The organism is Enterobacter sp. KB-221C9 (genome assembly GCF_041320715.1).
GTDB lineage: Bacteria > Pseudomonadota > Gammaproteobacteria > Enterobacterales > Enterobacteriaceae > Enterobacter > Enterobacter asburiae_D.
In genome coordinates, this window is the sequence record NZ_JBGIWG010000027.1 from 1 (window position 1) to 16,850 (window position 16,850).

Below are 16,850 nucleotides of genomic sequence, written 5' to 3' on the forward strand. Positions count from 1 at the left end.
CACGGCTGGGACGGAAGTCGCTGTCGTTCTCAAAATCGGTGGAGCTGCATGACAAAGTCATCGGGCATTATCTGAACATAAAACACTATCAATAAGTTGGAGTCATTACCAGAATCCCCACTGCCGGCGAGAGTTCGCTGGGAAGGAATTCAACATGACTATCAATATTTCCGGTAATTGACGGCAAAATATAGGGAGCTCGTTTTGATGTTGCGCCGGCAACATAATTCCGTATTTTTTTGGCCCGCGTTTTGTTCGCTTCTCGCTGGCTGCGATCCATAACATCGCCATCATTGTCCATTGCAAGAATACGACGTAACACGACCATAGGAACCGTCAGCATGTATTGTTCTATGCCGCCCTGTATTCCGCGTGTGGCCGGGACTCTGAAAAAATAGTTATCAGTATTCATAATATTTCCTTCGTATATCCGATACGTTCAGGAAGCACGTTTGCGCGTCGGTGTTTTGCGCTGCTATTTCCAGATCGGCGGTAAGCCGGCATCGATGCAAAGGACGCACCAGACGGAATACGCGATGTCACTTTCTCCGTTCACCCAGCGGCGCACCGTTCTGCCGTTCACGCCGACATGTCGCGCCAGTCCCTCCTGACTCAGGTTGAGCACATTTTCCAGCAGATAGCGGAGTTCATCCCCCGTCGGCGGGGTCCATTTATCAGCGGGACGGAAACAGCTTTCGCGGATCGCGCCCACGTTAAGCGGCACGGTATATTTATTGCCCATAGCAAGCCTCCAGAGCCGGCCGCACCACTGTGCGGCCGCGGTTATCAAATCAGACCATGTTCAGCAAAAGAGTAAATATCGCTGCCGCCCACAATCAGGTGATCGAGGACTTTGACATCAACCATCCCCAGCACCTGCGCCAGACGCTCGGTGATCAGCTTGTCAGCCTGGCTGGGTGTAGTGTTAGCGGAAGGATGGTTATGCGCCAGTACCACGGCGGCGGCATTATGATGCAGGGCGCGTTGCAGGACGATACGCGGATGAACGGTGACGCTGCTGATAGTTCCCTTAAACAGTTCTTCAAACGCAATCACGCCGTTGTGGCAGTTAAGAAAGAACGCGCAGAATGATTCGCGTGGTTCTGCAGCAAGACGAAACCGCAGTAAGGAACGCGCGGCGTCGGCGCCGGTGATAAAATCCGTTGTGGTAATTTTACCGGCAATAATGGCGTCCGCCTGGCGGATAATGTTGAGTTCTTCTGCTGAAAATTTCATATATTTCCCTCGTTAGGGGACCTGAGCACCATGCCCGGCCACAAATATATAATAGGACATTTTGTCCTAGATGTAAATACAGTGAAATATAAAAAAGCCCGATTTAACGGGCTTTTATGGTCTATTTCTGTCCCCCTGCAATAACTTCCAGTTCCGTCTCTGAAAGCATAATTTTCAGGCAGGGTTTGGTACGGCTGAGAAGTTCAATCGACCTCGGATCGAGCTCCAGGGATTCGCAAAAATCATCTCCGCCACAGGCATCACGCATCCGGTCCCAGAGCTCGTCAAAATCCGTTGTATCCGGATTAAAACCATTGGCGTAACAGACATTGTGCATCCCATTACTGTTTTTCTCACCTTTCGCCGCCATCACATACACGCCATGATCTTTGACAAAAAGAAGCGGGCAATTAAAACGCTTAACTTCAGCAATAACGACGTTGAGCATAGGATCAGTAAAAACAAGTTCTGATTGCATGGTCATAGTGTATTTACTCCCTGAAAGCTATTTGTTGACCGCAGCGGCGGTGAGAATGTCAGAAAGCGACCCCAGCAGATATAATTCGGTGAGCTCGCCTGTTTCATTCAGAATAAATAGCCCTGCAGGTCGGCCATTATGAAAAATAATGGCTTCATGCGATTGATGTAATTCACACTGACACAGCGAGAAATAAATAAGTGACCATTCAGGGGAAATAACGGTTTTATTGCCATGTTCCCGGATATAGCGGGCAACATCAGCCTGTTGCTGAGAATTGAGAGCAGTCATAAGGTGACTCCTGCGCCGGTCGGGGCGCTACCGTCGAAAGACCGGATTGCCTTTCGATGTAATTATTATACGTCTAATGAGCCATATAAATCAAGTTAATTTTGTTATTTCCCTGGTTTAAGGAGACTCTTTCCCCTGTAAATTTTGCATCACAAGCGCACCGTTCGGGCGCTGCAGGCGAATAATATCGTTCTGGCGAGCGTCTTTTTCCCGGATGATCCGCCAGGTTTCGGTGACGGCGCCGGCTGGCTGATACAGTCTGACCTTCACCTCGGAACGCTCTGCAGACAGCACAATGCAGCCTTTCTCATCTTGTGCAGCTGCGTGCCGGGCTTCATCTTTTTCCCGCGGACAGTCATCAAATCCTGATATTCGGACCGGGTGGCCATCGATATCAACCTGATAGCCGGGCGAAATCACGGGCACGGGCTGTGGCACATTCGGGAAATAATCAGCCAGATCACACCCTGTCAGGGCTACGGGCACAAGGCAGGCATACAGCATTAACATTCGGCGTGTGGTGATCATAAAGGGTCCTCTCTGGTCGCCGCGGGCCTTATTTCGCCTTCTCAACCAGCTGCAGTGACGGATGCTCACCGGCCAGAAGTAACAGGAAATTGAATTCCCCGGTCTTGAGCTTTACGCCGCGCTGAGCAGCCTTTTCTTTGGTCTGCCATGACGCCGGTTTATAGCCAAACAGCGCTGCAATTTCAGCGTGCTTCAGCCCCAGCGCCAGACGCAGGCGGCGAACGTCTTCGGCCGTGGCGGGATCTTTGACCATATCATCAGGACTGAATGCCCTGTTCAGGCGGTAATCAGGATGCACGCCGGCGATCAGCATCAGCATGTTATATTCGCCTGGGCGAAGACTGGTCTTGTTGTACTGGCTGAGATCGTCGCTGATAGCTTCCTTACGCTGCCAGGCGCGCAGTTCGTACCCCATGACAGCCCCTAATGCGGTTTCAGTCATGCCCATTTTTTCCCGGAGCGTCTTCACTGTTTCCGGCTGCGGAACGACGCTAACCATCTTAATCATTACCCTTCTCCCAGAAGTCTGAATTCAGAAAAATTTTCACCTGGCGCGTGCGGGGATAGTCCTGGTGCTTCAGCCCCTCCCGCGTGTCAGACAGGTACTGCGTTTCCTGCTGCACCTTGTTGATTTTGCCATTCCATTTGCGGGCCAGCGCCCGGTAACTCCCGTTCTCCAGCTGATAAACTTCAAACGTATACTTGTTCGGACCGCTCCAGCCTTCGTTGTAATAGACCTGTTTCATAGGATCTGCCTGATCGATGCGCCCCGTAAACATGACATCCCGGCTGCATTGCCTGAACCAGTAACCGCGGGGCATAGCCGGTGGCCGGTCGCTTATTTCCCGTCTGGATAGCGTGCCGAAAGGCTGTGAGCGCAGGTGACAACCTGATCTCAGGTCAATCTGGCATGGCGTGTTGTGCAGGGACCAGCGCCGCTGCCGCAGACAATGGCTCAGGGTGATCACAGGAACGACACGGGAAACGAACAGGGGGAATGATTGCATGGTTTTACTCCTTCGCCAGTCGGGGCGCTACCGAAAAATGAGCCTTGATAATACGACGAATGAGCCATATAAATCAAGTTAAAAATCAGGCGGCAGAGTTTCTGCCGCTGCTGTAGGTCAGTACCGTGGAGCCACGTCCTTTCCTTCGTCCCATAAACGGGAAAACTCGTTCACGTAGGCTTCAGTTACTGCAGGCGCGCCGCTGATCAGCACCACATTTTCCGCATTACGACTGTCTGCGCTGGCGCTGAAGTTAAACGAGCCGGTCAATACGGCGCGGCGGTCAAAGACCATGAATTTATCATGCATGGCCTCGTAGTTATCGTTGATCCGCACCGCCACGCGGTTATTGGCCAGAAAGTTCACTTCGGTGTACCGGTTGTCGTTCGCTTTGCGATCGGCCACCACCACCACCGATACGCCCCGTTTTTTTGCGGCACGCAACGCGCCGGCAACAGGACGACTGGTCAGGCTGTACGCGGCAACCAGAATCTCATGCTGCGCGTGGTCGATTGAATCCAGAACCAGATTTAATGCGGTCCCGCCGGGTGAAAACCCGGTTTTCACTTCAGTCGCAGCTTGCGCCTGGACATCGCCGGCAATATTGCCGGCCGCTGTTACCGGGTTTGCTGCCACGGCGCCGGCGATGAGGGTCAGGGTTAACAGCACATATTTTTTCACGCAGCCCCCTTAATCATCATCCGGGAACAGATGCTGGACGTTCTTACGGGTTTCTTCCAGATTCTTATCCTCCGGTGCTGCCGGTTCGGGAGCCACGGCGGGACTGTTTTCCGGCGCAGCGCCGCCTGCCGGCGACACCGTATTGCTGCCACCGCCGGTGGCCTGCAGAAACGCCTCAACCAGACGCGCCATTTCTCCTGTATCCTGCTGCGGCAGCGTACTGCTGATGATCCGCTGAATATCCTGCATCGTGGTGCTCTCCGTCAGGAATTCAGCGATCAGGAACGGCAGGCGTTCGTCCTGCTTCATCAACGCGGCACCACAGAGCATCATGGCGCGCATCGCGCGGCCACGCTCTTTCTGAGGCAGTTTCTCAAGAAAGCCGTCGGCTACCCGGTCCGCCGCATTGCGCTCCGGGTAGATATAAAACGAGCACTTACGGTTATCAGTCATACTCAGCCCTTCATTGCCACCATACCCAGAACCAGATCGAATTGCGGGTTATCACTGACGAAGAAACGATCGTCACTCACCCCCGTGGCCTGCTTCACTGCGCCGGCGACCAGGCTGGCACCGCCACCGACAACCATGACGTGCGTGAAGCCGGCAAAGCGGCCAACTGAATCGGTGACACGGTGCGTCAGGGCTTTTTCCCGCTCATGCAGTACCTTCATCACCTGGGCCCGCTGGTCAGCATTCTGGAGGTAACGGGAAAGAAACGTTTCGTCATTTCGCGCCTGGATCAGACGGTCGGCAAAATACGAACTGGTACGGGTGCTCACACTGGTATCCAGTGCATGTTTTACGGCTTCGGTGATGATGGATACGCCGGTTTTAGGATCGCAATGCGTCTTGGTGAATCCGGACATTTTGCTGCGAACGTGCGCGATATCCAGCGTGGTTCCACCGATATCCACAATCAGCAGGGAGTCCAGATCGTCCAGATCCTTCAGCACACTGAAGCCTGCAGGGACCGACTCTGGCAGTACGCTGACTTTACGCACGGTAAAGCTCTCACGCCCCTGAACGGCCACCGCGCGCTTCACGTTCGCTTTTTTCCGCTCGATGTTGGCCATATTAGGCTGATCGTTTTCATCCAGGTACTCGCCCAGCGGCAGCGTCACCACAACATCAACCGGCTGCGGTTCAATGCCAGACTGCATCAGGGCATGGTGGATAGCGACGACATTCACATCACTGTACTGATAGCGTGTTTCCGTGGTGCGCACGGCATCCGGGCTCAGCTGGTCAAAGCTGTACTTTTCCCCGTCAATTTCATAGTTGGCGGAAGCCGGCACCGATGAATCTGTCAGCAATGTCATGGACCATTCGGGCTTGAAGCTGTTCGGACTGATCAACGTTTTCACTGCGCCTTCTTCCATCCAGGCCAGTTTGATGTTGGTGGAACCGTCATCAACAAAAATACGCATTTTGAACCTCACATTATTTAGAAAAAAACCGTAGAAATCAGGAAAAATACAGCTTTCAAATGGATTATTACGCATCTCTGCTGACGTGTAAAGACAAAAAGATGCACCAATATAGAAAAATACAGAAAAATACCGAATAAAAATCAACAAAAGACGGTCAGACCGTCCTGAAAACGGTCTGACATAGAAAGAAAAGGGATTTATTTAGATTTATACGGAAATATCAGGGAGGGATACAGATTATTCCGGGAGCGTTAAATGACTGTCTGGCAGGCTGAATCGGACGCCATACTGACGACCAACATCGAGCGCAAACACGCGCGTGTAGGTTTCTGTGGTTTCCAGCCGGGAATGCCCGGCATAAGCCTGTACAACTTTCAGCGGAACCCCATGCTGGATCAGGTGCATACAGAAGCTGTGACGGAACGTGTGGCAGGTAACAGGGATACTAAAAGTGACAGAGTCACGTTTTGCGAGGTCCAGTGCCTTCCTGATCCAGTTACGCGGCGTGTTATCACTCTGCACCGGCCAGAGCAGCTGCTGTTTACCAATACGCAGGGTGGTCAGAAATTCACGCACCTTCCTGACATATTGAGGATCGGTCAGAGGAACAAGACGGAACACCTCTTCATCCTTGCCCGGCCTGCCGCGGCCACGCTGACGCTGTTTAAGCGTCTTCAGCCGGACAAACGGCCGGGAACCGTCAAGCTGAAAGCTGGCGCCGGTCAGCGCCAGCGCCTCATTAATACGCGCGCCCGTGTTCCAGAGGGTATCGAAAAGGACCTGCTGGCGCAGGTCTGGCACATACCGCAGAAACACCGACACCTCCGGGGCCAGCAGGTATTTGGGTAAATCAGCCTGGCTGGCCATCTCCCGCAGCGCCAGCGCATCGGCATAATCGAAGTAGGCATATGTCACGCGCCCGGTCCCGATGGCGTCGCTACGTGAATTCTGGGAAATTTGCAGGGGGAAAGTGTTCAATTTTTTAAAATCCGCTAATCAGCCGTCAGGCGACTGAATTTTATGAAATTTCTCGCTGAATTCGACCGCATCCTGCATATCAAACGTCATACTGCGGGTGGAGGCGGTCGAGCTCCAGCTTTTCCCGCCTTCGATTCTGTAAGGGGGTAGGGTCAGTCCGCGTAAAGGCTTGTCATGCCGGGCTGCAAAAACCAGCTGCCCGGCAGATACTTTTAACATCATAGCAAACATATCCGCGCTGATTCGGCGGCCTTTCAATCCACTCATAACAACCTGTAACTGAATCCTGTACCACGACTTTTGTTGTAAATCTGCTGACCAGACTGACCTTCATCTTCACTGAATACCACCATACGGCGGCCGTTAGTCAGTGAATCCATTTTACGCTGTGCGCCATTATCGTCATAACGCACAGGCAGGCACGCACCTTTATGGCTGTTTTCACTCTCGACGCGGAACACCCTTACCCTGACGGCGTTCTTCCGCACCTGGTCAGGATCTTCACCACTGACCACGCCCGTCAGTTTCTGAAGCGTATCTGCCGGACTGCTGTACTCAGCCTGGCTGAGATAGCGGCCGTTCGGGGTTAACCAGAAATCCTGGCTGTCACTGACACGGTAGGTTTCGCCGTGGCTGGCGATGCCTGAGACGTTACAGAAGCGGTCATAATCGGTGGGCTGTCCGGGGAGCATGGCGCACCCTGTCAGCAGCAGTGCCGGCAGGGCGGCGACGTATCCTTTGAATTTCATGTTGTCTCCTGTTCAGGATGAACCATTTCGGTCGGTGGCCGGTATCCCGGATACGGGATAAACGGCGCATCGGTGGCAATAAGGTCTAGCAGCTTCTGGCCACTGACCAGGATCATGCGGCTGTCTCCGCGAATGAGCGATTTGGTGCCTTCGCGCGTTTTGCCGGTATGGCAGAAAAAACCGCGGGCACCGGTGGCGTTCAGCAGGTCGCTGAAGTCACGGACGTGGCCAACGGCAATATAGCTGGTATAGCGTTTGGCCTGGATAAGCCAGGTCTGGCCATCAATCTTCACACGGCCATCAATCCCGCCGTCACCGGTATACCGGCGGTTACGGATCACTTCAAAGCCCCGGCGTTCAAAGCCTTCAAGCAGCAGCTCTTCGAACACAAACGGGTCAATCTTGCGCAGATAGGCAATTTTCTGCCCGAAATGCGGAAACGTATTAATTTTATCGATCACACGTACCGCGCTGGCCTGTTTCCGTTCGTGCCGGCGCCGGCGTCGCCGTGTACCCTGCCAGAGGCCATACAGCAGGATACCCGCAAGGATAAAAGAGCCGACAACATGGATGGACTCATTCATTATCGATCCTCAGCACTTCATACTTCAGCTGCCGCAGCAGCCTGTCTTTGCTCATGGTTTTCAGGGTGGGCCATTCCGCTTTCAGCGTCAGCGCGACGGTGGCAAGTTGTATGGTCCGGGGTACTGTCTCACCGTCCTCATATTTTACCAGGCTGGTACGGCTGATACCGAGCTCAGCCGCGGCGCGTTCCTGGGTCCAGTTCAGGCCCCGTCGCCACAGGATCAAGTCAAAGCCGGTCAATCCGCCGCACTCCCATGCTCAGTGCCGGGCTTCGTGCCGGCGGGTACGGCCTCTTTCCCCTGTGCCTTTTTTTCCGCCGGGGCCGGGTAGGCCGAGGCCAGTTGTGCCCGGAAATCACGCCACGCTGACAGCCAGAGCGCATCAGATACCTGGTCAGACGACAGATTAAGGACCGCATTGCGGTCACGCCAGTGGCTAAATGTCTGAGCCGGAAGGCCGGCACGCCGGCGCAACTGCTGCTCGTCGAAATAGGCACACTGAACCAGGAGGTGTCTGACGTTCTGCGGGACAACTTCATCTCTGGCCCCTTCCGGCACAGCCAGCATCCCGGCGCTGCATATACCCTGAATGCCCGCCTCGGTATAAATCTGCTGCAGATTGGTATCATCAACCTGCGCAGCGCCGGCGGTGTGCGCCACAACCAGCATGATGCCGGCAATAAGTGGTTTCTTTATCATGCGTACTCAGCTCCTGGCCGAATCCTGGTGGACTGGCCTGTTATAATCTGCCTGTATTTATAGCCTGAAAATGTTCATATTTGAACATTTTTTATGTATATTATTTCCGCAAATTCGCCATAAACACAACAGGAGACGCGATGGATATCAACTACTACGATAAACATCAGGAAGAATTTGAGGCGGTCACGCTGGCGCTGAAAGCCAATCTGGAAGAAGTTTGGGGCAGCAGCCTGAAAAATCAGGGGGAAAGCCTGGATGATCAGGTGACGTATATGAAGCTATTTGAAGAGCTGCAATACAACCTCAATCCGTACTACTTCAAGGAGAACACCTCAGCAAAAGAGATGGATGAAGATAAAGTAGCGGCCTTTGTGGCCAGAACCCGCGACTATAAGCACGGCATTACCATTAAATCCTGGCCGGGACGCCCGCAGAAATGGCTGAAAGGCCGAATCAAACCTCTTCATCCTGTGGAAGGCACAAACCTGTGCTGGATCGACACGTCCAACATTGTGCATATCGGTGCCGATAGGCAGTTTGACGATCAATATTACCTCACCGTGACCACACAGAACGGTCAGAGTTACCGCGTGAATGATGTCCTTCTGCCTGGACGCCTTCTGGATGCCGCTCATGAAGCCCTGTTCAGGGCGCTGGATTCAAGCACTGGCGGTAATTTCTGATACGGAGTTGCACCACGTTTATCGGGTACTTATACTGACAGTGATTAACAAATTAATTTTCCGTTTACTCCGACAGAAAGTTAAGTAGTAAAAACGTCTAGTAATTAAAAGGAGCCCTTCCTCACCAGTTGGGCTCCTTTTGTATATCCTTATTCATTTCATCAAATGTCGGTCCGAGAACTGTCCGCGGCCAGTTTCTGAATTGCACTGATCTCATCTCCGGTCAGCTCAGCACGACTGTCCAGCTGCTGCACGTTTTTGCTCCGGACCTCCCAGAAGTAGTACAAAAAGAATGCCTCGCATGTTCATGACTCTTCTCCCTGTTCGTTTTCACCTGCCCGGTATGCCCGCTGCCCCTTATAACCCAGCAGGGATTCGCACATCAGGTCAGTGATGCGTGCAATAGCGAGATCCGCATTGTCAGCACGCAGGGAAATCACGGCCGTTTCGCCCCGGTTCGCGGCATTCCAGACGCCAGGCAGCAGCGTCTGGAACCGGGCCCGGTCATCCCCCTCCGACAGCAGGGCCATTTCCGGTAGCCGTTCGCGGATCACCGCTTCACTGGCCTGCCGCAGGATATCGTCACGACTCCAGATGCACAGCGTTGCCGGTCCGCTGCGCATGAGGATAGTAGCAGCGTCAGCCATACTCAGTGTGTCCAGCTTCAGCATCTCCATGCCCGGCCGACGCAGCACAAATCCTATGGGCCGGCGGTACTTGCCCAGCTGCAGCAGATCGTCGTCTGTAAGCAGCTCCAGGCCACGCTGCAGAACCAGATGAAGCACGTCCGCTTCTTTGACCGGGCGGATCAGGTTTTGCCTGGCATTTGCCCGGACGGTCAGAACTTCAATACGATGCCAGAGCTCGTCATTAATATGCTTGGTGGCCATCAATCCTCTCCTTTACGGGCACGAATATAAATCAGCGTCACAACCACAACCGCGCCTATGGCCCAGCTAATCGCGGAGTAACCCTCCGGCATGTAGATCATGACCAGCATTGCCAGCAGTAAATATATAACGGCAGAAATCACCCCCTGACGCATCATAACCCCCTCTCTGTTAAACATTGTTCACTGGCCACCGGAATGCTCCCCGCCGACATAAAACCGTTTTCCATCCGCCGCTTTGCCCAGGCATACGGTTTGACCTGTGCTTAGCTGGCCGGCATCCATCATGAACGGCGCGCCCGGACCGCGAAAAACGTCCGTATCGAGGGCGGCAGGTTCGCCGGCAGCGACCGGCCGGACCATGCCCATATCGTAGCTGTCCGGCAGGTTATCCGGCAGGCAGGCCTGCGTGTAGTCGTCCGCGACCTTCTGCGCCTCTTCCTGCGTGGGGTAACGACCCAGCACGCCGGTGATCTCTTTCTTCAGTCCGAAGCCGTAGCCGCGAACCTTGTACGCTTCATATTCCATACCATTCACTCCGCTTGCCGTTGTTTACTGAATAACCACACTCTAATAAATTAGGTTTCATTCGTATATTATAAATATTTAGATTTAGCACTAAAAGCTAATTTAATAAAGCAACACACCGGTAATCATCACGCTGCGTGACGACCGCACGATTTACCCCGCCGGATGATTTGCGCCCTTATCTTTTCACCCTGTGACTTTTACGCCCGCAACCACCGGAAAATACCTTTTGGCCGGTGCCGCCATTGCGGAAAAAACGTAAATACCGGAAAAAACGAAATCAACAGGGAGAGGAAGGCAGGGGAACGGTCGCGCGGCTGCCGGCGCGGACACCATATCTTGTGCCGTTTCCGGCTGACGGAGCCACTACATATAGCGTTATCCACAGAAACGGTGGATAAGTGGCGGCGCTGCGGAGAATACCGCTAAACCGCAACGGCGAAAAAATGTGGTCCCGCGCGCAAAAGTGCGGTACAAATGGCTGTACATTATGTAAAGCCAGATGACTGTACAAAAAGGAAGGAGCATGACCGGTTTTTTTGAACGTAAAAAGCGGGCCAAAAACGCCCAGCTGACCGTGCGTCTCGATGAGCAGCTGAAGAAACGCGCCGAACTGCGTCTGGAGGCAATGGGGATGACCGCCACGGAAGCGGTGGAGCAGCTTTACCGCTTCATCGCCGATCACGGCCGGATGCCCGTCACGGAGCGTATCGTCACATTTGACATCCAGTCACAGCGCGGCCGCGCCATCGCCCTCAATCCCGCCGACGCTGTGACCGAAAACACCCGGCGGTTTCTGCAGTCGCTGGGAGCTGTGGAAGTGGTCTGCTGCGATCCCGCTGCATTTGAACAGGCGGTACTGGAGTACTTCAGCCTGTATGTGGCCGACCAGGCTGCCTGTTTACTGGCCGGTGTACTGAACGTCACGTTCATGGTTAATGCCGCCAGTCGCGTGAAAGATGACTGGCATGACAGGCTGCTGTCCCTGTTACAGCGCGACTTTGATTTCAGCGAAGAACAGTCAGTGACGTTCATTAACAGCATCGTAGACAGCGAACATGTCGATCCTGCCATCGTCAGTCGAAATAATACGGCCTGGCGGAGCGGAAAAAGCACCGGGTCCGGCGCCGCCGTCCTGCAGCGTTTCCTGACGTTCCTGGCGGAGCGGGGCGTCAGCTGCAGCGATCCGCAGAGACTGACCGAAAGCGCCGGCCGTGCATGGGGCGTGCGTGAAAATATGATCGGGAATATGCCCCCGGACATGCAGCAGGCCATAAACGATGGCGTCATTTTTGAGGCCAGCGCTGACACGCCGGACTTTTCCCCTGAGCTGGCGGCGGCGTTTGGCTTCACACAGGCCCAGGCAGAAGCGGTGCTGAAACCCGCCCTGGCCGCCAGGGATCTCCCCGGTTTCCTGCAGCGCTTTCTGGCGTTCCTGGCCGACCGGGGCATCAGCTGCAGCAATCCCCGGCGGTTTACTGAAAAGGTCACTGAACACGCCAGCCATGAGGGGCTGCACCGGCTTATTGCGATGTTGATGTCGCGCATCAGGGATGAGGGGGTCTGTTTTGTCTTTCACAATGAATCCCCGGACGAACTGCCGCGCCTGGCCGCGTCACTGCCCGGCGAACTGGCCGATACCTTCGGGTTTACGGGATGGCAGGCAACAACAATACTGCGTCAAATCCAGCCGGCACGGCCGGGGCAGGATTAGGGCCGGGAGCCTCACGCGATGAAAACGACCTGTTATGCGGACGGCATCACGGCGGCGCCACTTTCCCCGCAGGAGTGGCGGGCACTGCTCAGGGCGAAAGGCTGGAAGCAGAAGGATCTGGCCCGCCGCTGGAATGTGTCAGAAACCTGGATCAGTAAGCTGGCCAATAACCCCGATCGGGGCACGCACTGGAACGATGCCTGCCGGGGTCTGCCCGATATGCGTGCCCGGCGGCCCGGCGAACCGCGCGCGGCAGGCACAGACGCACCAGAGCCGGGAGGCCCTGAATGAACAAACGTCTTCACCTCATCACCACCTGTACCCGGCGCAAGGCGGGCAGCGTGGAGGATACCGTTTTTCCGGGCGACACTTCCCTTGATGACGCCTTTGACGGCTGGTACAGGCTGATCGCCCAGGCCGCCCGCCGTCCTGGCAGGGTGCTGGAAACGGGAGAGCTTTACCGGGGCGCACACTGGCTGCGTGCCCGCGGTATCGCGGCGCGGTGGCCGGGCATCGAGCTGTGGGCCATGTCGGCCGGTCTGGGGCTGCGCCACCATACCGATCCGGCGGTCGCGTATGAGGCAACGTTTCACGCCATGCCCTTCGCGCCGGCGACCGTCTGGGGCTCACTGACGGCACGCCCCCCGCTGGCGGGCCGCTGCGCCTCCCTGGCTGAGCTGATGCAACGCTGCCCGGACGATCGCTTTGTGATCGCCGGTTCACCCGTGTATATCAGCGCGGCTGAGCAGGATATTCTGGCCGGCGTGCCGGCACTGCATGATGCGGCCGCTCAGCTGATTATCGTGACCTCACAGGGCTATCGTGGTCCGCTGCAGCCGTTTCTTAAAAGAAGCCGCGCGGACATGATGGCGACCCTGAAATCGAACATGACGTGCCTGAATATTGCCTGCGCCGGCGCCCTGATTGACGCCATGATGCAGGCAGACGCCCGGCAGGCGGCAACCATTTAATACAGACAGAGACTGGCGCTACCGTCGCCAGAAGGGGGTTTTACATGTTCAGCATCATTTATCACGCCGGCGCAGCCGTCCTTTTCCTGGTCATGAGCCTGGCGGCCGGCGCCGGCCTCCTGCTTCATAGCCATGAATATACGACAGGTCATTTCTGGAACATGACGGGGCTGTGCATTGTGTCAACTCTCGTCTGGATCTGGGCTGTAGCTCAGGCAAAAGAAGCCTGGTACATTTCACGAAACATCAAAAAAGGACTCTGACCATGAAAGATGAAATTCGCCACGAAAAACCCGTTGAAGTGAATATACAGCTGACACACAGAGAAGCGCAGGCTCTGGCGCAACTGGTTAAGCGTCTGGGATTCAGTGACTGCCGCGGCCTGGCGACGTCAGATATTGAGGCATATCTGATGATGGATGGAATCAACCAGATCATGAAAGCACTGGCTGAAGAGGGCTATGCACCACGATAAGGGCCGGGACTATCTGGAATTAGCCGGAAATACGGCCCTATCACGCGGGCAGTAAGGAGAGGTTTTAATGTTCCCGACACCAGGGAAAACAAGCCGCCGTCAAGAGCGGCTGCACATCGCTGTTATCGCATAAACGCCGCGGGAATATCCTTCCACTGCGTGGTGTAGGCCGGGGACAACATTTCACGGCGCATGGCATATTCCGGATCAATACCTTCTCCGGCGAAGAAGATCCTTGACCTTCCTTCCCTGTTTATTTTGTCGATGGTGGCCATCAGTTTTTCGCTGCCCGGCCGCACAGCAGCCGGCGAAAACAGATCCAGCTGGGTTTCATATCCCTGCAGATCGCTGAGCATCACGCCGGCTTTTGCATACCGCACGCCCTCACGCCAGATACGCGACAGTCCCAGCTGCGCCGCGGCGATGATGTCGCGGGTATCCTGGCTTGGCACGGGAAGCACTTCCGTAGCCTGGTTACTGTAGGGCACACCGCCGGCGTCATAAGCACTGCTGCGGATAAAGACCGTTACCACCTTCGCCAGACGGTTTTCCTGGCGCAACTTTTCTCCTGCCCGTGTGGCATATTTAGTCACCGCCTGCTGCATCTGCGCCAGTTGCGTGACCCGCGATCCAAACGAACGGGATACAACAAGCTGCTGTTTCGCGCCGGTACCTTCTTCCAGGGCAAAGCAGGCCTCGCCACGCAGCTCACGGATGGTGCGTTCCAGCGTCACACCGTACAGCCGGCGTGCCAGTCGGATATCCATCTCTGCGAGCGCCAGCGCCGTTTTGATCCCCATTGTCGCCAGCCCTTTTTCGGTACGATGGCCAACCCCCCACACATCGCCGGCCGACACCAGGCTCATCAGCCTTTTCAGTCTTACAGGATCACTGAGCGCCACAACCCCCCCGGTGGCAGGCCACGTCTTCGCGGCGTGGTTGCACAGTTTGGCCAGCGTCTTCGTTGGCGCGACGCCGACTCCACAGGTGAGCGTTGTCTGGCGCAGCACTTCAGCCCGCAAAAGCTGGCCAAACGCCTGCGGCGTCATCACTCCCTCCATATGAGAGGCATCCGCAAAGAGCTCATCAATTGAGTAAACAAATGTCCGCGGCGCCAGACTCTCCACCACGGTTGCAAATCTGGCGGAGAATGAGGCGTAAAGGGTGTAGTTGGAACTGAATACGGCAACGTTATGCTGTTCCAGCAGGCGGCGGCAGCGGAAATAGGGCTCCCCGCGGCGCACGCCAAGCGCTTTCGCCGCGCGATTGACCGCAACAAGCGCCCCGTCGTTGTTGCTGAGAACGACCACAGGGCGACCTCGTAAATCAGGGCGGAACGCTTCTTCGCAGCTGCAGTACATCGAATTGACATCGATTAAGGCGTACACGGGCGGTGTCTCATGACAGTGAACGTAACCACACCCCATATCTGCAGCGCCTCCGGATCAAACCTGATTGGCGGAAAAGCCGGATTCAGCGGCATCAGGCAGGGGTAAGGGCGGAGCTGCAGCTGCTTGACCGTAAATTCATTATCGATGCTGGCAATCACGATGCTGCCGTGCCGGGGCTCTTCTGCCCGATCGACGACCAGCACATCGCCATCATGAATGCGGGCATCACGCATAGAATCGCCGGACACACGCAAGAAGTACGTTGCGGCCGGACGCCGCACGCAGTAATCATGCAGGTTAAGTTCATTGGCCTCATAGCCTGCGGCCGGGCTGGGAAAGCCGGCCGCAACGGGCTCGGCAAAAAAAGGGAGTGCGTCACCTTCCACTGAAGGCCGGGGATAAACGAGATCCAGCGCCATAATTTAGCCTCCAATAACTGTTTATACATACAGTATATTGCAGGCTTCAGGAAACAGGCAATGCCGGCATATTTCATGCCGGCACGCTGGGGTCAGGTCAGGATGGTGGCCAGACGGCCAAGAACGTCGTCCATGATAGTCTCTGGCACCCGTTCGAGTCGTTTGCCGCCGCGGGCTTTCATATCGATCGTCCGGGGTTGATCGCAACGCACAACGCCGGTGGTACGTATGCCGGCGCCGTCAAGCGACACAGCAAAGCCTGCTGTGCGGGCAAAATTGCCTCCGCTGGTCACGGGCACAACAACAGGCAGGCGGGTCACGCGGTTAAAAGCAGCCGGCGTGACAATCAGTACCGGCCGCGTTCCCTGCTGCTCATGACCTGCGGTAGGGTCAAGCGAGACAAGCCAGATTTCCCCTCTTTCCATGTCAGATTTCCTCCTGACCAGCCGCCGGCGCATCCAGCCATTCACGTTCTTCTGCCGAGATTTCAGCGTTCGGATCGCACTGTGCCAACAGCTCAGCCAGTGAATACTGCGGGCGTCTGTGCGGCTCCACAATCAGCCGGCCATTATCAATGACCATGCCAACTTCATTATCTGTACCCAGCGACAGCGCATTCAGCAGTGCCGGTGGGACGGTCAGCATGACTGAGCCGCCAACCTTCTTCAGTCGAGTGGTATGCATTTTTCACCTCCATAAAAGTTATATTTAAATATAACATTCACAAAAAAACATACCAGCCTTTAACGCACAATATTTAATAAAAATATAACTTTCAGCCCAACAGTAAACCCAGCGCGGTAGCTTCCATATGCAGCAATACCGGCAGCAGCAGGCCGCCACTTCTGATCCGGGCAGCTGATGTAATCAGCCCCACCAGGAACATTTCTGCCAGGGTCAGCAGGTTCTGATACTGCATATGCACGGCGGCAAACAGCAAAGACGTTATCAGCGCGCCCAGCCACATCGTCCAGTTGTACCTCGAACGGAAGACGTTCAGCACTGAAGGATCCCCTCATAAATCAGCCATAGCATAGCCATATTTGAGCAACTGATTGGCGAATAATACCCAGGCCGCCAGCAATTCTTTCTCCGTGATTTGATAATCAGGCC

31 protein-coding genes and 1 pseudogene are annotated in these 16,850 nt (G+C 55.1%); 7 read left to right on the forward strand and 25 right to left on the reverse strand.

The window, feature by feature from the left end:
- On the forward strand, window positions 1-95 hold a 95-nt coding region (locus AB8846_RS22990; RefSeq protein WP_000306640.1), incomplete at its 5' end, for an IS1 family transposase.
- Here AB8846_RS22990 and AB8846_RS22995 read toward each other — a convergent pair.
- The 17 genes from AB8846_RS22995 to AB8846_RS23075 form a co-directional block, all read right to left on the reverse strand.
- Entirely contained in the window at window positions 89-412 is a 324-nt protein-coding gene (locus AB8846_RS22995) for a DGQHR domain-containing protein (RefSeq protein ID WP_019725063.1), read from the reverse strand. The genes AB8846_RS22990 and AB8846_RS22995 overlap by 7 nt on opposite strands.
- Before the next feature lie 63 nt (window positions 413-475).
- On the reverse strand, window positions 476-742 hold the full coding sequence (locus tag AB8846_RS23000; RefSeq protein WP_004187367.1) for a DNA-binding transcriptional regulator: 267 nt from the start codon (window positions 740-742) through the stop codon (window positions 476-478).
- 44 nt (window positions 743-786) lie between these two features.
- Window positions 787-1,236, reverse strand: coding sequence for a RadC family protein (locus AB8846_RS23005; RefSeq protein ID WP_004187369.1), 450 nt, complete (start codon window positions 1,234-1,236; stop codon window positions 787-789).
- A gap of 121 nt (window positions 1,237-1,357) precedes the next feature.
- Window positions 1,358-1,720 carry a DUF3085 domain-containing protein gene (locus AB8846_RS23010; RefSeq protein WP_004187371.1) on the reverse strand — a complete coding sequence of 121 codons (363 nt, stop codon included), beginning with the start codon at window positions 1,718-1,720 and terminating at the stop codon, window positions 1,358-1,360.
- A gap of 21 nt (window positions 1,721-1,741) precedes the next feature.
- Window positions 1,742-2,005, reverse strand: a complete 264-nt coding sequence (locus AB8846_RS23015; protein ID WP_004187372.1) for a hypothetical protein — start codon at window positions 2,003-2,005, stop codon at window positions 1,742-1,744.
- 117 nt (window positions 2,006-2,122) lie between these two features.
- The gene (locus tag AB8846_RS23020; protein ID WP_004206907.1) at window positions 2,123-2,533 is read right to left on the reverse strand and encodes a hypothetical protein; all 411 of its coding nucleotides are present in this window, start codon (window positions 2,531-2,533) and stop codon (window positions 2,123-2,125) included.
- A 28-nt stretch (window positions 2,534-2,561) separates the two neighbouring features.
- Window positions 2,562-3,041 carry a hypothetical protein gene (locus AB8846_RS23025; RefSeq protein ID WP_004187375.1) on the reverse strand — a complete coding sequence of 160 codons (480 nt, stop codon included), beginning with the start codon at window positions 3,039-3,041 and terminating at the stop codon, window positions 2,562-2,564.
- Complete coding sequence (locus AB8846_RS23030) at window positions 3,034-3,279, reverse strand: hypothetical protein (protein ID WP_019725064.1); 246 nt, start codon at window positions 3,277-3,279, stop codon at window positions 3,034-3,036. Before AB8846_RS23030 ends, AB8846_RS23025 begins: the two co-directional genes overlap by 8 nt.
- A gap of 378 nt (window positions 3,280-3,657) precedes the next feature.
- Entirely contained in the window at window positions 3,658-4,221 is a 564-nt protein-coding gene (locus AB8846_RS23035; protein WP_019725065.1) for a phospholipase D family protein, read from the reverse strand.
- A 9-nt stretch (window positions 4,222-4,230) separates the two neighbouring features.
- Entirely contained in the window at window positions 4,231-4,674 is a 444-nt protein-coding gene (locus tag AB8846_RS23040) for a plasmid partitioning/stability family protein (protein ID WP_004187380.1), read from the reverse strand.
- A gap of 2 nt (window positions 4,675-4,676) precedes the next feature.
- Window positions 4,677-5,651 (reverse strand): plasmid segregation protein ParM, encoded by a 975-nt coding sequence (locus AB8846_RS23045; protein ID WP_004187382.1) that lies wholly within the window; start codon window positions 5,649-5,651, stop codon window positions 4,677-4,679.
- Window positions 5,652-5,891: 240 nt separating this feature from the next.
- Window positions 5,892-6,632, reverse strand: a complete 741-nt coding sequence (locus AB8846_RS23050) for a tyrosine-type recombinase/integrase (RefSeq protein WP_004187383.1) — start codon at window positions 6,630-6,632, stop codon at window positions 5,892-5,894.
- A gap of 18 nt (window positions 6,633-6,650) precedes the next feature.
- On the reverse strand, window positions 6,651-6,854 hold the full coding sequence (locus AB8846_RS23055; RefSeq protein ID WP_223216382.1) for a hypothetical protein: 204 nt from the start codon (window positions 6,852-6,854) through the stop codon (window positions 6,651-6,653).
- 41 nt (window positions 6,855-6,895) lie between these two features.
- Entirely contained in the window at window positions 6,896-7,381 is a 486-nt protein-coding gene (locus AB8846_RS23060) for a hypothetical protein (RefSeq protein WP_004187390.1), read from the reverse strand.
- Complete coding sequence (locus AB8846_RS23065) at window positions 7,378-7,965, reverse strand: restriction endonuclease (RefSeq protein ID WP_004187392.1); 588 nt, start codon at window positions 7,963-7,965, stop codon at window positions 7,378-7,380. The genes AB8846_RS23060 and AB8846_RS23065 overlap by 4 nt, the downstream gene beginning before the upstream one ends.
- A complete protein-coding gene (locus AB8846_RS23070) occupies window positions 7,958-8,206 on the reverse strand; it encodes a helix-turn-helix transcriptional regulator (protein WP_004187394.1) in 249 nt (82 codons plus the stop codon). The genes AB8846_RS23065 and AB8846_RS23070 overlap by 8 nt, the downstream gene beginning before the upstream one ends.
- On the reverse strand, window positions 8,203-8,664 hold the full coding sequence (locus AB8846_RS23075; RefSeq protein WP_004187397.1) for a hypothetical protein: 462 nt from the start codon (window positions 8,662-8,664) through the stop codon (window positions 8,203-8,205). Before AB8846_RS23075 ends, AB8846_RS23070 begins: the two co-directional genes overlap by 4 nt.
- Window positions 8,665-8,804: 140 nt before the next feature.
- Between AB8846_RS23075 and AB8846_RS23080 the strand changes: the two genes are divergently transcribed.
- Complete coding sequence (locus AB8846_RS23080) at window positions 8,805-9,350, forward strand: hypothetical protein (protein WP_004187400.1); 546 nt, start codon at window positions 8,805-8,807, stop codon at window positions 9,348-9,350.
- A gap of 305 nt (window positions 9,351-9,655) precedes the next feature.
- On the opposite strand, the gene AB8846_RS23085 is transcribed toward AB8846_RS23080, so the two are convergent.
- Genes AB8846_RS23085 through AB8846_RS23095 form a run of 3 tightly spaced genes read right to left on the reverse strand, consistent with a single transcriptional unit; the run spans window position 9,656 to window position 10,767 of the window.
- Window positions 9,656-10,240, reverse strand: coding sequence for a hypothetical protein (locus tag AB8846_RS23085; protein WP_015059997.1), 585 nt, complete (start codon window positions 10,238-10,240; stop codon window positions 9,656-9,658).
- Window positions 10,240-10,398: a hypothetical protein gene (locus tag AB8846_RS23090; protein WP_004187405.1), complete on the reverse strand. Its 159-nt coding sequence runs from the start codon at window positions 10,396-10,398 to the stop codon at window positions 10,240-10,242. Before AB8846_RS23090 ends, AB8846_RS23085 begins: the two co-directional genes overlap by 1 nt.
- A gap of 24 nt (window positions 10,399-10,422) precedes the next feature.
- Complete coding sequence (locus tag AB8846_RS23095) at window positions 10,423-10,767, reverse strand: hypothetical protein (protein WP_004187406.1); 345 nt, start codon at window positions 10,765-10,767, stop codon at window positions 10,423-10,425.
- Between the two features lie 526 nt (window positions 10,768-11,293).
- Between AB8846_RS23095 and AB8846_RS23100 the strand changes: the two genes are divergently transcribed.
- Genes AB8846_RS23100 through AB8846_RS23120 form a run of 5 tightly spaced genes read left to right on the forward strand, consistent with a single transcriptional unit; the run spans window position 11,294 to window position 13,927 of the window.
- Window positions 11,294-12,481, forward strand: coding sequence for a type II toxin-antitoxin system RelB/DinJ family antitoxin (locus AB8846_RS23100; RefSeq protein ID WP_015059996.1), 1,188 nt, complete (start codon window positions 11,294-11,296; stop codon window positions 12,479-12,481).
- An 18-nt stretch (window positions 12,482-12,499) separates the two neighbouring features.
- Window positions 12,500-12,772 carry a helix-turn-helix transcriptional regulator gene (locus tag AB8846_RS23105; protein ID WP_015059995.1) on the forward strand — a complete coding sequence of 91 codons (273 nt, stop codon included), beginning with the start codon at window positions 12,500-12,502 and terminating at the stop codon, window positions 12,770-12,772.
- Window positions 12,769-13,452 (forward strand): hypothetical protein, encoded by a 684-nt coding sequence (locus AB8846_RS23110; RefSeq protein ID WP_015059994.1) that lies wholly within the window; start codon window positions 12,769-12,771, stop codon window positions 13,450-13,452. Before AB8846_RS23105 ends, AB8846_RS23110 begins: the two co-directional genes overlap by 4 nt.
- A 44-nt stretch (window positions 13,453-13,496) precedes the next feature.
- Complete coding sequence (locus AB8846_RS23115) at window positions 13,497-13,715, forward strand: hypothetical protein (protein ID WP_004187411.1); 219 nt, start codon at window positions 13,497-13,499, stop codon at window positions 13,713-13,715.
- Between the two features lie 2 nt (window positions 13,716-13,717).
- Window positions 13,718-13,927, forward strand: coding sequence for a hypothetical protein (locus tag AB8846_RS23120; RefSeq protein WP_004187413.1), 210 nt, complete (start codon window positions 13,718-13,720; stop codon window positions 13,925-13,927).
- A gap of 122 nt (window positions 13,928-14,049) precedes the next feature.
- Here the strand turns inward: AB8846_RS23120 and umuC are convergent, their stop codons facing one another.
- The 5 genes and pseudogenes from umuC to AB8846_RS23145 form a co-directional block, all read right to left on the reverse strand.
- Window positions 14,050-15,315 carry a translesion error-prone DNA polymerase V subunit UmuC gene (umuC, locus tag AB8846_RS23125; RefSeq protein WP_019725070.1) on the reverse strand — a complete coding sequence of 422 codons (1,266 nt, stop codon included), beginning with the start codon at window positions 15,313-15,315 and terminating at the stop codon, window positions 14,050-14,052.
- Window positions 15,303-15,737 (reverse strand): LexA family transcriptional regulator, encoded by a 435-nt coding sequence (locus AB8846_RS23130; protein WP_004187425.1) that lies wholly within the window; start codon window positions 15,735-15,737, stop codon window positions 15,303-15,305. Before AB8846_RS23130 ends, umuC begins: the two co-directional genes overlap by 13 nt.
- Before the next feature lie 92 nt (window positions 15,738-15,829).
- Window positions 15,830-16,162, reverse strand: a complete 333-nt coding sequence (pemK-mt, locus tag AB8846_RS23135) for a type II toxin-antitoxin system toxin endoribonuclease PemK-mt (RefSeq protein ID WP_004187427.1) — start codon at window positions 16,160-16,162, stop codon at window positions 15,830-15,832.
- A gap of 1 nt (window position 16,163) precedes the next feature.
- On the reverse strand, window positions 16,164-16,421 hold the full coding sequence (gene pemI, locus AB8846_RS23140; RefSeq protein WP_004187429.1) for a type II toxin-antitoxin system antitoxin PemI: 258 nt from the start codon (window positions 16,419-16,421) through the stop codon (window positions 16,164-16,166).
- Between the two features lie 91 nt (window positions 16,422-16,512).
- Window positions 16,513-16,740: pseudogene (locus tag AB8846_RS23145) on the reverse strand (type II CAAX prenyl endopeptidase Rce1 family protein); the annotation flags it as partial.
- Between the last annotated feature and the right edge of the window lie 110 nt (window positions 16,741-16,850).